We start from the raw sequence: 12,873 nt of genomic DNA, 5'->3' as shown, positions 1-12,873 counted from the left end.
TCGACCGCCGACGGGCGGGATACTGCGGCCATGAGGGTAGCGGTGATGACAGCCGGGTCGCGTGGGGACGTCGCGCCGTACACCGGTCTCGGGCACGGGCTGATGCGGGCGGGGCACGAGGTGACGCTGGTCAGCCACGCGTGCTTCGCACCACTGGCGGCGTCTGCCGGGCTGGGATTCCACGCGGTACCCGTCGATCCGCGCGCGGAGTTGGCCTCCGCACGGGGCCAGGTCATGCAGCGCAGCGTCACCGACGCGGGGAAACTGGCGCGTCTCGTCGGCTTGGCGAGGGCGGCGGTCGGCCGGATGTCCGATGATCTGCTGCAGGCTGCGCAGGCCAGTGATGTCGTGCTGGTGTCCGGCTCGTTGGGCCCGTTGGGGCACACCATGGCCCAAGGCCTGGGGCTGCCCTCCATGGGCGTGTTCCTGCAGCCTCTCGCCCCGACGAGGGAATTCCCGCCGCCGGTGACCGGAACGCGTTCGTGGGGAGCGACGGGGAACCGGTTGGCAGGGCGTGCGGTCAACGCCGCGGTCGACCGCATCTTCGTCGACGCCACTCGTGCTCTCCGGAGCCGGCTCGGCATGCCCCCTGCCGGCTCGCACGCCGCCCGCAGGACACGAGAACGGGGGTGGCCGGTCTTCCACGGCTTCAGCCCGCAGCTCGTGTCCCGGCCGCGCGACTGGCGTCCCGGACTGGAGATCACGGGCTACTGGTGGTCGCACGACCCGCCGCGGGCCGAGCTGCCGACCCGCCTGCGGGACTTCCTGGACGCCGGCCCGCCGCCGGTCTTCGTCGGCCTCGGCAGCGCCACCGTGCCCGAACCCGAGCGTCTCAGCCGCGCCGTGGTGCGCGCCCTGCGCGCAGCCGGCCTTCGTGGGGTGATCCAGCGCGGCTGGGCCGGACTGCACGCCGACGGCGACGACGTCATCACCATCGACGAGGTTCCCCACTCCCTGCTCTTTCCGAGGATGGCGGCGATCGTCCACCACGCGGGCGCCGGCACCACTGCCGCGGCCCTGCGCGCGGGAGTCCCCGCCGTGCCGGTACCGGTTCAGTTCGACGCGGCGTTCTGGGCCTCGCGCCTGGCCGCCGTCGGGGTGGCTCCTCGACCGGTCCCCCTCCGCAGGCTCACGTCAGCGGCCTTGGCCGCAGCTCTGGAGGAGGTGACCGGCGAGCCGCTCTACGCCCGCCGTGCCCGGACACTCTCCGAACGGATCCGGAGCGAGGACGGGGTCACACCGATCCTCTCCGCTCTGGACCGACTCGACCGGACCTGACGATGGGCTGATGTCGGCGTGCCGACGGGGGCGGGCGACCCCCCGGGCAGCCAGGGATCATCACCCGTCGTTGTCCGACGTGCCGGTGAGAAGCGGTTGTTCGGTCCAGATGACCTTGCCGTCCGCGGTGTAGCGGGTGCCCCAGCGGTCGGCGAACTGGGCCACCAGGAACAGGCCCCGTCCGCCCTCGTCGGTGGTGGCCGCGCGCCGCAGGTGTGGAGCGGTGCTGCTGCCGTCCGAGACCTCACAGATCAGAACGCGGTCGCGGATCAGACGTACCCGGACGGGCTCGGCGGCGTAGCGGATGGCGTTGGTGACGAGCTCGCTCAGGATCAGCTCGGTGGTGAAGGACGCCTCCTCCAGACCCCATTCGGCCAGCGTACGGGTGACGGCGGCTCGAACCTGGCCGACGGCCGACGGATCGGACGCGACGTCCCAGACGGCTGTACGGGCGTCGGCGAGCGCACGCGTGCGGGCGACCACCACCGCGATGTCGTCCGAGGACTCCTCGGGCAGCAACGCGTCCAGAACCGCGCCACAGGTCTGCTCGGGCGTGCGGCCGGGGTGAGCCAGAGTACGCCGCAGCAGTTCCAGCCCTTCGTCGATGTCGCGGGTGCGGTCCTCCACGAGACCGTCGGTGTAGAGGACGAGGCTGCTGCCCTCGGGGAGTCGTATCTCGGCGGTCTCGAAGGGAAGACCGGAGAGCCCGAGGGGTGGGCCGCCCGGTACGGCGGCGAACGACGCGCTGCCGTCGGGACGCACGACGACGGGCTCCAGGTGGCCGGCGCGGGCCATCGTGCACATCTGTGAGCCCGGGTCGTAGAGCGCGTACAGGCAGGTGGCGCCCGTGACCGGCGCGACGTCGCCGCTCTCGTCCTGGTCGATCCGGGTGACCAGTTCGTCGAGGTGCCAGAGGAGTTCGTCGGGAGCCATGTCAAGGGAGGAGAAGTTGTGGACCGCGGTGCGCAACCGGCCCATGGTGGCGGCGGCGTGCAGCCCGTGGCCGACCACGTCCCCCACGACGAGCGCGACGCGGGCGCCGGGCAGCGGGATGACGTCGAACCAGTCCCCGCCGACACCGCCGCTGCCCGCTTGCGCGGGCAGGTAACGGTGGGCCACGTCGAGCGCGTTCTGCTCCGGCAGGGCGCGGGGGAGCAGACTGCGCTGCAGGGCGACCGCCATGGTGTGCTCGCGCGTGAAGCGCCGGGCGTTGTCGATGACGACCGCCGCGCGGGCGGCCAGTTCCTCCGCGAGTGTCACGTCGTCGTGCTCGAACGGCTCGGGCTTGCGCGACCGCCAGAACGTCACGACACCCAGGATGACGCCGCGGGCGCGCAGCGGAGCCGCGATCATCGAATGGATGCCGGCGTCGACAAGACCCCGGGCCCGTTCGGGGTCTTGGGCCTGCCAGCCGGAGAAGGCGGTCATGTCCGCCTCCAGGACCGTCTCGCCCGAGCCGTAGCCGAGGCTCTGCGGGGTGGACGGGACGAAATGGATCAGCTTTCCGGGTGGGTAGAGCGGTGTGTCGTCCCGGATACCCCGGAACGCGACACGACGCATCGCCGCGCCGCGCTGCGACGGCTCCTCGCCCCGCAGGACCGGGTCGGCCAGGTCGACGGTGACGAAATCGGCGAACCGGGGGACGGCGAAGTCCGCCAGCTCCTGGGAGGTCCGCTCGACGTCGAGGCTCGTACCGATCTCCAAGCCGGCGGCGAACAGGAGCTTCAGGCGTTCCTGCGCCACATCGGCCCGGCCGGTGACGGTCTGCAGCTCCGTGGTGTCGCGCAGCGTCGTGACACAGCCGGACGGGCCGCCTCCAGAGTCGGTCGGCCGTTGGTTGACGGCCAGCAGCCGGTCCCCGGCCAGGTGCACCTCGTCGGTGGCCGGGCGTCCGGAAGCCAACAGCCGGGCGATGTCCGGGGCGAGGCCCAGCTCCCGGGCAAGCTGACCCTCCGCCTCCGGGCTGAGACCGAGCAGCCTGCGTGCCTCGTCGTTGGCCAGCGCAAGCCGACCGTCGCCGTCGAGGATCAGAACGCCCTCGCGCACGGCGTGCAGCACCGCGTCGTGATGCTCGTACATGCGGGTCATCTCGGCGGGTTCCAGGCCGTGAGTCTGGCGGCGCAGCCGCCTGCCGACCAGAGCCGTACCGAAGGTGGCGACCGCCAGCGCGGCCGCCGCGGCACCGAGGAGCAGCGGCAGCTGGTGTTCGACGACCCCGCTCACGGCTTCGAGCGTGACCCCGGCGGACACCAGGGCGATCACCTTGCCCTCGGCGTCGGTCACGGGGACCACGGCGCGGGTGGACGGACCGAGGGTGCCGGTCACGGTCTCCCTGACGATCCCGCCTGCTGCCGCAGGGCCGATCGTGCCGATGTAAGGCCCTCCGATCTGGGCCGGATCGGGGTGGGTGAGGCGGATCCCGTCCGTGGTCATCACCACGACGAAGTCCACGGCGGACGCCTTCCGCGCTCGTTCGGCGCGCGGCTGGAGCACCGCGGCCGGGTCGGGAGCGGCCAGGGCCTCCTCGATGCCCGGCGCGCTGGCGAAGGTCTCGGCCACGGCGAGGGACCGGTTGCGCGCTTCCCGCTCGCTGTCGGCCCGGGACTGCAGTACGAGGGCAACCACGGCGGCCACGACGAGGAGCACCACGATCGCCGCCTGCAGGGAGAAGACCTGGCGGGCGACGGTGCGGACGCTCAACGCGGAGCGCAGGCGGCCGAGGAATCCGGCCATAGTCCATGTGTAGCACCGGCCCGAAAAGTGGGCGAGCGGGTGGCCCGGGCAGGAAACGGACCGACCCACGGACACGTGCTGCTGCTCGGACCGGACCGCCCCGCCAGGCGCAACGCCTTCACGGAGCAGATGATCAGCGAGCTCTCGGCCCCGTACGATCGCCCGGCCCCCGACGTGGTGCCCGTAATCACCGGCCGAGCGCACCCCACCGGCTGCCCCGGCCCGAAGTACGGGCGTGTAGGCCCGGCGGACGCCTCCCGGGTGCGATGCGCACCGAGGGTGGTGAGACTGGTGCCATGGCGCACAAGGTATTGCTGGAAGGCGGGCCGCACGACCTCCCCGAGCGGATCGTCGCGGTCGAGACGCCCGGTGAGGACGTGAAGATCCCGCACCTCGGCGGATACGAGCACTTCACGGAGACCGAACGCCGGCAGGACACCGCAGAGGGGACCCTGCGCGTGTACGAATGGTGGGAGCGTACGGAGATCGCCGAGTAGGGCGGGCTCCCAGGTCCTCGATCTCCGGGACCGCGTGGATCCGGCGCTCCCGGCAGCCGGGCGGCGCGGGCCGGGAGCGCGAGGTGCGTGCGGCCGCGGCGGCCCGGCACTGCCCCTCAGGGGCGCCTCGGGAGACCTGGTGCGAACGGGGGCCGCTTCGGCCCGTGCCGCACGTTCCACCGACTCCCGCCGTGGGCATAGTGGTGGAGTGATCGCCAATAGTGACGGGGCCGGCGGCGGCCCCGACGCCGGTAGCTCGGGTTGTGAGGGCGCCGGTGACGAGGAGGCACAGGTCATCGTCGTGGGCGCGGGGCCGGCAGGTTCTGCCGCCGCGGTGCACCTCGCGAGAGCGGGCGTGGACGTGCTGCTCCTGGAGAAGAGCGGTATTCCCCGGGAGAAGGTGTGCGGCGACGGCCTGACACCGCGCAGCGTGTACCAGTTGGTGCGGATGGGCATCGACATCGACGCACCGGGCTGGATGCGCAACAAGGGCATGCGCTGGGTCTGCGGCGGCCACCAGGCCGAGCTGGACTGGCCGCGCCTGGGCGCCCTTCCCGATTTCGGGCTCACCCGCAGTCGGCACGACTTCGACGACCTGCTCGCCACGCACGCCCGCGCAACCGGCGCACGCCTCCGTACCCAGGTCAAGGTGACGGGCCCCTTGACCGACCGGGCAGGACACGTCATCGGCGTGTCCGCCTCCCGCGGACCAGAGCAGGAGCCCGTCAACTACCGGGCGCCGTTGGTGATCGCTGCCGACGGAGCCTCGGCACGCACGACTCTCGGTCTGGGGTTCGAACGAGACGGCAGGAGACCCGTCGCGGCCGCTGCCCGACGGTACTACCGCAGTGAGGCCCGCACGCACGATCCCTACCTGGAGCTCTGGGCGGACCTGCGCTGTCCTCGTACCGGACGCGATCTGCCCGGCTACGGATGGGTGTTCCCCCTGGGGGACGGGCGTGTCAACGTGGGCCTCGGCGTCCTGCCACAGCAAAGGCGACGCAGGCCGGTGGACCTGCGAGCGGCGTTGGAACACTGGCTGCCCCGCCTGCCCTCGGGCTGGGGGCTGAGTGAAGAGAACGCCGACTCCCCATTGCGCAGCGCGCCGCTGCCGATGGGACTGAACCGGCGTCCGCAGTACCGGCGGGGCGTGCTGCTGGTGGGCGACAGCGCCGGCATGGTCAGTCCGTGGAGCGGCGAGGGCATAGCCCAGGCGATGGAGGCCGCCGAGGTGGCGGCGGACATCATCGCGCTGGCGCTGGCCCGGCCGGCCGGGCCGCGCCGCGAACACGCGCTGCACCAGTATCCGGCCGAGATCGAGCGACGCTGGGCGCGTTACTACCGGCTGGGCAACCTCGCCGGTGATCTGGTCTTCTCCCGTTACGGCTTCCGGCCGGTCCTGCACCCCCGGGTGATGGCCTCACCCCCCGTGCTGCGCACCCTGGCACGCCTCCTCACCCATGTGACCGACGAGCCCGCGCAGGACACCGTCGACGCTGTCCTCCACGGGCTGCTGCGCCTCGTTCCCACTCCACGGAGGTAGGCCGCTCGGGCCGACGCACCCGGACTCTTCTCCGACGGCGTCACGACACACGTGCCGGTACCGGCTGACCCGGCCGGCCGGGTGAGGCTCGGGTCACCGCAGTGCTCGTGCCGCGCGTCGAGGTCCAGTCGGCACCGACCCGGTGCGGTGGCCCCCGACCTCGGACGCCGGACTCCCCGGGCTGTCAGTCGCCCGCCGCACCCGGCGCCGTCCCGGCTGCTCTCCGCCCCCTGCGGCGCGAGCGCGGACGCCCCGGCGCCGGGCCCGTCGACAGCTGGAACGTGACCGCCACGCGGGCACCGCCCAGGGGGCCGCGCGTGATGCGGACGGCGCCCCGGGCGGCGAGGGCCGCGCGACGGGCGATGTCGAGCCCGAGGCCCGTGGAGCCCGTACTCCCGCCGCGGGCGAGGGCACCGTCCGGGTCGGCGATGCCGGGGCCGGCGTCGTGAACGGTCAGTTCCACGGTGTGGGCGGTGCGGCACACGGAGACCTCCAGGGCGGTGCCCCGGGAGGTGTACCGGAAGACGTTGCCCACGAGCGCGTCCACGACGGCCGTGACGTCCGCTTCCGGGAGGCAGACGGGGGTGGTCTCGTCCGTGATCTGCAGTGTGCAGGGACGGTCCTGCTGACCCGCGAGCACGGCCCAGAAGGCCGCGCGCCGACGGACGACGTCGGCGACCTCGCAGCGGTCCCCGCCCTCCCGCGGACCGTCGGGCGATTCCTCGCCCCGCAGCGCCCGGCCCATCGGGCCGACGGCGAGCGGTGTGCGAGCCTCGGCGATGATCGCGTTGAGCTCCCGCTCCAGTTCGGCGACGGCCGTCTGGATGCGACCGGTGTCGGCGCTCGGCGCGATCCGCTCGACCGCCAGGTGCAGGGCGGTCAGGGGGGTGCGGAGCCGGTGGGACAGGTCCGCGACCAGTTCCCGTTCGACGGCGAGCAGGTCCGTCATGCGGTCGGCCATGGTGTTGAAGGCCGTGCCCGCCTCCTTCAGTTCCGGCGGCCCCTTCGGCTGGACGCGGGTGTCGAGGTTGCCCGTGCCGAGCCGGCGTGACGCCTCGGCCAGCCGCTTCGCCGCCGTGACGACGGCGGAGCCGAGGCGGTCGGCGACCAGGACGGAGCCGCCGAGAAGGACGACCGCCAGACCGGCCATGACGCTCCACGACAGGACGACACCACGGGTCATCTCGTCGTCGGGCACGAAGTTCTCCACCAGCGCGACCCGGTCCTGGGGCAGGATCACCGGCTGCAGGTAGATCCAGCCGCCGGGCACGTCCCGGGAGATGGACTCGCGTTCCTCCTGGGCCCGGCCCAGCAGATCCGGCGGAGCGTGCCCCGCGCCGCCGACCGTGGTGTGGTCCGGCAGATGGATGACCATGTGCTCGGCCGCGCGCAGCCCCGCCCCCGCCTCGCGCAGCTCGGCCGCGTCCGTGGTGAGGGCCAGGATCGGCGCCATCGCCGCCGCGCTCTGCTCGGCCGCCGTGATGCTCTGCTCGCGGGCGAGCGACATCACGAGCAGCCCCAGCGGGATCAGGAACGACAGCGCCACCATGGAGGTGACGGCCAGGGCCACCCCCGCCAGGGAGCGCCTCACCGCGGGGCCCCGGGCTCGGCGCGGCGTCTTCGGGGCGCTCGGTTCACGGGTGCAGCGCTCCAACGGGTAGCCGTGCGCCCAGCGCCACGGTCGGGGATTCGAGTCAGGGGCCCGGGCGACGGACCGCCGGAGGGTCTCCCGGTACGACGTCCTCCGGGAGTGGTGCCGTCACCGGCCCCGTGATCCGGGACGACGGGCCGTCAGGAGGCGCCGAACGACAGGCCGTCCTCGCCGGTGCGCAGGGACACCGCCCGGTCGGCCACCGGGATCGTACACCCCTCGGTCGAACTGCAGCTCGCATAGCCGATCAGCACCTTCGCCTCGCCCGGAGCGGTCGCCCGGATCGGCAGCGTCACCGTGACGGGGCCGTCGGGGTAGACCGGTACGGCGGCGCGCACGCCCGGCACCGTGATGCTCTTGACCGGCTTGTCCACCGTCGTCTCACCGGCGGTGGCGACCGATCCGACGGGACGGACCTCGGTCGGCCGCCCCACCCCCTCGATGCCCTCGGCGGGGAGCGCGGTGCTGTAGAGGTGGAAGCCGGCGTCGTCGGGTGTGAACGTGGCGACCAGGGTCCCCGCGTCGGACTTCCAGTCGGCCACGCTCAGCCGGACGGTGACGCCGTTCTCGTTGAACTCCGTCATGGCGGCGGCGTGCGACGGCGCGGACTCCTGGCCGCAGCCGGTCAGCGAGGCGGCGGCCAGCAGTGCGGCCGCGGCCCGGGCGAGGCGCGTGCGCGCGGCGCGGGGCAGGCGGGGGGAGGTCACGGGATGTCTCATGTCGTCTTTCCGGGTCTTTCTCGTGTTTCGGGGAGGTGGCCGCACGCCGGGGGCGCGACTGGCCTTCTGGGGTACGGGGGAGGGGAGCCGCCCGGTGGGCAGGGGGAGTCGGGCCCTTCCGGACGCCTGGCGATGGCACTCGGGTGCCGGTGCTCACAGGGCCGCGGTCGTGCCCTGCAGCCTTACCTGCAACGCGTACACCAGGTCGGTCCACAGGCCGGTGATCAGCAGGACGCCGACGAGGACCAGAAGTGCGCCGCCGGCCCGCATGACGGTCCCGTGGTGGTTCCTGACCCATCGGAAGGCGCGCAGGGCCCGCCGGAAGGCGAGTGCGGTGAGGAGGAAGGGCGCGCCCAGCCCCACGCAGTAGCAGACCATGAGGAGGGCCCCGCGCCCGGCGCTGGCCTCGTTCCAGGCCAGGGCCTGCACGGCGGCCAGGGTCGGCCCGATGCACGGGGTCCAGCCCACGCCGAAGACGACGCCCAGCAGGGGCGCGCCGGCCAGGCCGAAGGAGGGCCGGCGGCTGCTGCGCAGCTCGCGCTGGGTGAAGCCGGGCAGCCAGCCCGCGAACGCGAGGCCCATGACGACGGTGAACAGGCCGAGGACCAGCGTGATGCCGTCCTGGTAGGCGAGCAGGTTGCGCCCGACGAAGCCGAACAGGGCGCCCCCGGACACCAGGACACCGCTGAAACCCAGCACGAACAGCGCCGCTCCGGCGACCATCCGCCCGCGCCGTCCGCCGTCCGCCTCGGCGAGGTCGGACACCGACAGGCTGGTGACGTAGCTCAGGTAGCCCGGCACGAGCGGCAGGACGCACGGGGAGAGGAAGGACACCAGGCCCGCGGCCGCGGCCACCGGCACGGCGAGGAGCAGGGTGCCCGACACCGCGCTGGCGGCCGGCCCGGCGGCGAGCGCCGCCCACGTGGGGCCGGTCATGCGTCCTCCCCGGCGACCCGGTCCACGAGGGGCTCCAGCCGCGCGCGGGTGACCGGACCGGAGACGGCGACGGCGATCCGGCCCTGCCGGTCGATGACCAGCGTGGAAGGGATGGCCTGCGGGTTGAGCAGCGCGGGAGGGAAGGCCAGCAGCAGCTTTCCGTCGGGATCGTGGATGCTCGGGTACCGCAGACCGTACGTCCTCTCGAACTCCCTGGCCGGCCCGGTGGAACGGTCGCGAACGTTGACTCCCAGGACCTCCACGCCGCGCGGCGCCGCCGCACCGCGCAGTGCCTCCAGGTCTGCGGCCTCGTCGCGACAGGGGGCGCACCAGGAGCCCCACACGTTCAGGACGACGACCTTGCCGCGGTACGAGCGCAGGGCCAGGTCCCGGCCCGTGAGGTCCCGGCCGGAGGTGTCGGGCGCGGAAGGGCGTTCGGCGACCGGCAGCACCGCCGCGGTCCCGGCGGTGCCCGCTCCCGGCACGCCGCCGTCCGCCCCCGCCACGGCGCCCGCGTCGCAGCCGGTGGCCGCGAGGGCGAGGAGGAGCAGGGCGACCGTCGCCGCAGTGCCGCGGGCCGTCATCAGGCCCACTTCCGCAGGAACGCGCCGAGGCCCGTGTCGGTCAGCTCGGGGTTGCCGGTCGAGTGCGTCTCGGTCACCACCTTGCCGTTGCCGTCGAGGACGACCAGCACGGGCATCTTGTACGCGCCCTCGCCGGAGCAGTAGTCACGCAGGAGGCCGAAGGCCGAGGAGTCCTGGCTGCCGATGTCGACCTTGACCACGTGGTACGAGGCGTCCAGGAGCGCCCCCACGCCGCTCGTGGCGAACACCCGGTCGGCGGCCCTGCAGTTGCCGCACCAGTTGGCGCCGAAGTCGATCAGCACCTTCCTGCCGTCGGCCTTGGCGGCGGCGACCGCGGCCTCGACGGCCCCGCGGGCGTCGGCACCGGTCGGGTAGCCGCTCGTGAAGCCCGAGGAGCCGGAGACGGGAGCGCTCTTCTTCACGGCGGGCTTGGACGGTGCGGGAGCGGCGGTCGTCCTGGCGGGGCGAGGGGCGGCCCTGGTCGTCTCCACGGGACGCTTGGCGATGGGCGAGGACGTGGAAGGGCTCGGCCGGGACGTCGGCGGGACCGACGTCGCGGCGGCGGTGGGGGAGGCGGATGCCGTCGCCGCCTGCATGGGCGCCGGGGCACTGGTGGTCTGCTCGGCGGGCGCGTCCGGGGCCGCCGCCACGGACACGTTCTGCGCCGCGTCGTTCTTCGAGCCGCCCACGCCGCAGGCCGTGGCGACGGCGGCGGAGGCGACCGTGAGGGAGACGGCCGAGAAGCGGACGAGGCCCTGTATGCCGGCGGTGCGTTGTTTGCGCCGGTGTGCGGCCATGACGGATCAACCCCTTGTGTCGGTGAGCTCTCCGGGGCCTGGAGGCGGCCGATGCCGGAGCGGGCGCAGGACGCGGCCCGGCGTCCTGTCCGCCGGAGCCGGAGCGATCGTCCTGACCGACCGTGAGCCTAGGTGCCGAACTCGCTTCCTGGACCGTCCTGATGCCACCCATCAGGCACGCTTAAGGAACTGCTCAGGTTCGCGACCGCAGGCTTTTCACCAGGGGTTCTCCGGTCGTCCGCGGCGCCTGCCGAGGACTCACAACCGGGTCTCGCGCACGCTGGCCTGCGCCGTCGGCACCACGGTCGCCGTGACCTGCGAACGGTGGTCGTCGCTGGTGAAGACGACCACCAGCGTGCCGGGATCGCTCTGACCGGTGCTCGTGCGGAACCCCGGATCGGGAACGGCCGAGACGAAGCACACGCTGTCGCGGCCGTAGTGGACGGTGACCTTGCCTCCTTCGGAGGGAACCGTGTGCAACCCGGGACCGCCGCTGCACTTCGAAGCCGACGGCCGGGGCGCGGACGTGACGGGCGCCCGCGTGGCCGAGGGCGACGGCGAGGGCGTACGGGTGGTCGGTGGCGGTGACGAGGGGGGCGCTGGCGTGGTGGCGGGCGCCTTCGGCGTGGTCGCGACGGACGAGGCCGGCACACCGACGAGGACGGACGGAGAGGGGTACACCGCCTGGACCGACCGCGCGGCGGGCGGGGTCGGTCGGGTCAGGCCGATGACGAAGTACACCGTGAGCATCACCGCGGTGACGCTGGCCGCGGTGCACGACAGCCATATGAGGAGATAGCGCAGGAGGCGTGGCACCGCATCAGTGTGGCCGACGTCCACCGCACCACCCACCTCGCCCTCGTTCACGGAGAGGCGCACGCGCCCCGTACGGGCCTGCCGCGATCGGCCGGGCTCGCGGACCCGCCTCCGCCCGGCGGCATACGGAAAGGCGGCGGACGCGGTCGGGGCGACCGTGGTCCGCCCGCAGACCGCCTTGAGGTCCGCCCCGCAGTTCGCCCCGCGGTCCGACCCGCAGACCGCCCCACGGTCCGACCCGCGGGCCGGGCCCGAACCTGAGCTGATGCTTAGGGCCTCCTGAGCGCATCCCTCAGACGGCGTCTTCGCAGCTCCGGCACGCCTACGCTCCCGTCACGGCAACCGGCGGTCCCTCTGCGCCGCACGAACCCGGCCGAGCCGACAGGGACGGCCGCGCCGCGCCGCCGCGCCCCGCCGGGCCCGGCCCATGGTCCCGCCACCCGGCCCGTACACCCCGGAACCGCCCCCCCCGGAACCGAACCCCTTGAAGGGAAACCGAGATGAGCTCCCGAGCCGCCCACGGACGTCGCGGACACCGCGCCCCGCGTCGCCCGCGCGTCACAGCCACCGTGGCGGGCCTCAGTGTCCTGGCCGTCGCCGCCGCCTGTCTGGCGGGCGCCGAACTCGCCGGCTCCGCGCACGACAAGGCCGAGTCCGTCGCCATGGGCGGCGACACGCCCGACCCGACGCCGACCACCGGGCCGCCGACCACCGCACCGCCGACCGCACCGACGTCCCCGCCGGCCGCCCCGCACACCCTGACGACCCTCTCCGCCACGCCGACGACCCGCTCGGCCACCCCACCGCCCTCGGCCACCACCAGGGCGGCCCGACCTTCCGCGTCCCAGGGCGCGCGGAAGCCCAGGCCCGCGCCCCCGGCCACCGCGAAGCCGCCGACCACCGAGCCCGACAGCGGTGCGCGCCCGGCGGGCGGCGGCGCGGCCGAGGAGGTCGTCCGCCTCGTGAACGTCGAACGCGCCGCGGCGGGCTGCAAGGCCCTGACGGTCGACGCCGACCTCACCGAGGCGGCCCAGGAGTACACCGACGACATGGCCGCCACCGGCAACTTCTCCCACACGGGAACCGACGGCTCCCAGCCGCAGGACCGCATCGAGGCGGCCGGATACACCTGGTCACGGTCCGGCGAGAACATAGCCAAGGGACAGGCCGACGCGGCCGCCGTCATGGACGCCTGGATGCACAGCCCCGGCCACCGGGCCAACATCCTCAACTGCGGCTTCACCGAGATCGGCGTCGGCGTCAGCACCGACGGAGGCCCCTGGTGGACCCAGGACTTCGGCACTCCCTCCTGAGCCCCT

Annotated in this window: 12 protein-coding genes; 5 read left to right on the top strand and 7 right to left on the bottom strand. The window is 73.7% G+C overall.

Going from position 1 to position 12,873, the window contains the following annotated elements; all coding sequences use genetic code 11:
• Positions 1 to 30 precede the first annotated feature (30 nt).
• Entirely contained in the window at positions 31 to 1,278 is a 1,248-nt protein-coding gene (locus IF00_RS0120205; RefSeq protein ID WP_030319948.1) for a glycosyltransferase, read from the top strand.
• A 60-nt stretch (positions 1,279 to 1,338) separates the two neighbouring features.
• Here IF00_RS0120205 and IF00_RS0120200 read toward each other — a convergent pair whose 3' ends face one another.
• Positions 1,339 to 4,011 carry a SpoIIE family protein phosphatase gene (locus IF00_RS0120200; RefSeq protein WP_030319947.1) on the bottom strand — a complete coding sequence of 891 codons (2,673 nt, stop codon included), beginning with the start codon at positions 4,009 to 4,011 and terminating at the stop codon, positions 1,339 to 1,341.
• 296 nt (positions 4,012 to 4,307) lie between these two features.
• Between IF00_RS0120200 and IF00_RS0120195 the strand changes: the two genes are divergently transcribed.
• Entirely contained in the window at positions 4,308 to 4,508 is a 201-nt protein-coding gene (locus IF00_RS0120195) for a DUF5988 family protein (protein WP_030319946.1), read from the top strand.
• A 208-nt stretch (positions 4,509 to 4,716) separates the two neighbouring features.
• Entirely contained in the window at positions 4,717 to 6,051 is a 1,335-nt protein-coding gene (locus tag IF00_RS0120190; protein WP_425338337.1) for a geranylgeranyl reductase family protein, read from the top strand.
• A gap of 184 nt (positions 6,052 to 6,235) precedes the next feature.
• Here the strand turns inward: IF00_RS0120190 and IF00_RS0120185 are convergent, their stop codons facing one another.
• The 6 genes from IF00_RS0120185 to IF00_RS0120160 form a co-directional block, all read right to left on the bottom strand.
• Positions 6,236 to 7,642 (bottom strand): HAMP domain-containing sensor histidine kinase, encoded by a 1,407-nt coding sequence (locus IF00_RS0120185; protein ID WP_030319942.1) that lies wholly within the window; start codon positions 7,640 to 7,642, stop codon positions 6,236 to 6,238.
• Positions 7,643 to 7,842: 200 nt separating this feature from the next.
• Positions 7,843 to 8,409 carry a protein-disulfide reductase DsbD family protein gene (locus IF00_RS0120180; protein WP_030319940.1) on the bottom strand — a complete coding sequence of 189 codons (567 nt, stop codon included), beginning with the start codon at positions 8,407 to 8,409 and terminating at the stop codon, positions 7,843 to 7,845.
• A 165-nt stretch (positions 8,410 to 8,574) separates the two neighbouring features.
• A complete protein-coding gene (locus IF00_RS0120175; protein ID WP_030319939.1) occupies positions 8,575 to 9,357 on the bottom strand; it encodes a cytochrome c biogenesis CcdA family protein in 783 nt (260 codons plus the stop codon).
• On the bottom strand, positions 9,354 to 9,941 hold the full coding sequence (locus tag IF00_RS0120170) for a TlpA family protein disulfide reductase (protein WP_037638705.1): 588 nt from the start codon (positions 9,939 to 9,941) through the stop codon (positions 9,354 to 9,356). Before IF00_RS0120170 ends, IF00_RS0120175 begins: the two co-directional genes overlap by 4 nt.
• The gene (locus IF00_RS0120165; RefSeq protein ID WP_030319937.1) at positions 9,941 to 10,738 is read right to left on the bottom strand and encodes a thioredoxin family protein; all 798 of its coding nucleotides are present in this window, start codon (positions 10,736 to 10,738) and stop codon (positions 9,941 to 9,943) included. The genes IF00_RS0120170 and IF00_RS0120165 overlap by 1 nt, the downstream gene beginning before the upstream one ends.
• Positions 10,739 to 10,996: 258 nt before the next feature.
• Positions 10,997 to 11,218 carry a hypothetical protein gene (locus tag IF00_RS0120160; protein WP_030319935.1) on the bottom strand — a complete coding sequence of 74 codons (222 nt, stop codon included), beginning with the start codon at positions 11,216 to 11,218 and terminating at the stop codon, positions 10,997 to 10,999.
• Here IF00_RS0120160 and IF00_RS0120155 point away from each other — a divergent pair.
• On the top strand, positions 11,211 to 11,537 hold the full coding sequence (locus tag IF00_RS0120155) for a hypothetical protein (protein ID WP_030319930.1): 327 nt from the start codon (positions 11,211 to 11,213) through the stop codon (positions 11,535 to 11,537). The genes IF00_RS0120160 and IF00_RS0120155 overlap by 8 nt on opposite strands.
• Positions 11,538 to 12,054: 517 nt before the next feature.
• Positions 12,055 to 12,867, top strand: coding sequence for a CAP domain-containing protein (locus IF00_RS45735; RefSeq protein WP_051820509.1), 813 nt, complete (start codon positions 12,055 to 12,057; stop codon positions 12,865 to 12,867).
• The last annotated feature ends 6 nt before the right edge of the window (positions 12,868 to 12,873 follow it).

This window comes from Streptomyces flavochromogenes (assembly GCF_000717595.1).
Lineage (GTDB): Bacteria > Actinomycetota > Actinomycetes > Streptomycetales > Streptomycetaceae > Streptomyces > Streptomyces flavochromogenes.
This window is presented reverse-complemented; position numbering and strand designations above follow the sequence as displayed.

Bases quoted from the DNA above. Each gene is read 5' to 3' on its own strand.
- IF00_RS0120165 (WP_030319937.1), bottom strand. From the start codon at position 10,738: ATGGCCGCACACCGGCGCAAACAACGCACCGCCGGCATACAGGGCCTC.
- IF00_RS0120195 (WP_030319946.1), top strand. From the start codon at position 4,308: ATGGCGCACAAGGTATTGCTGGAAGGCGGGCCGCACGACCTCCCCGAG.
- IF00_RS45735 (WP_051820509.1), top strand. From the start codon at position 12,055: ATGAGCTCCCGAGCCGCCCACGGACGTCGCGGACACCGCGCCCCGCGT.
- IF00_RS0120200 (WP_030319947.1), bottom strand. From the start codon at position 4,011: ATGGCCGGATTCCTCGGCCGCCTGCGCTCCGCGTTGAGCGTCCGCACC.
- IF00_RS0120205 (WP_030319948.1), top strand. From the start codon at position 31: ATGAGGGTAGCGGTGATGACAGCCGGGTCGCGTGGGGACGTCGCGCCG.
- IF00_RS0120170 (WP_037638705.1), bottom strand. From the start codon at position 9,941: ATGACGGCCCGCGGCACTGCGGCGACGGTCGCCCTGCTCCTCCTCGCC.
- IF00_RS0120175 (WP_030319939.1), bottom strand. From the start codon at position 9,357: ATGACCGGCCCCACGTGGGCGGCGCTCGCCGCCGGGCCGGCCGCCAGC.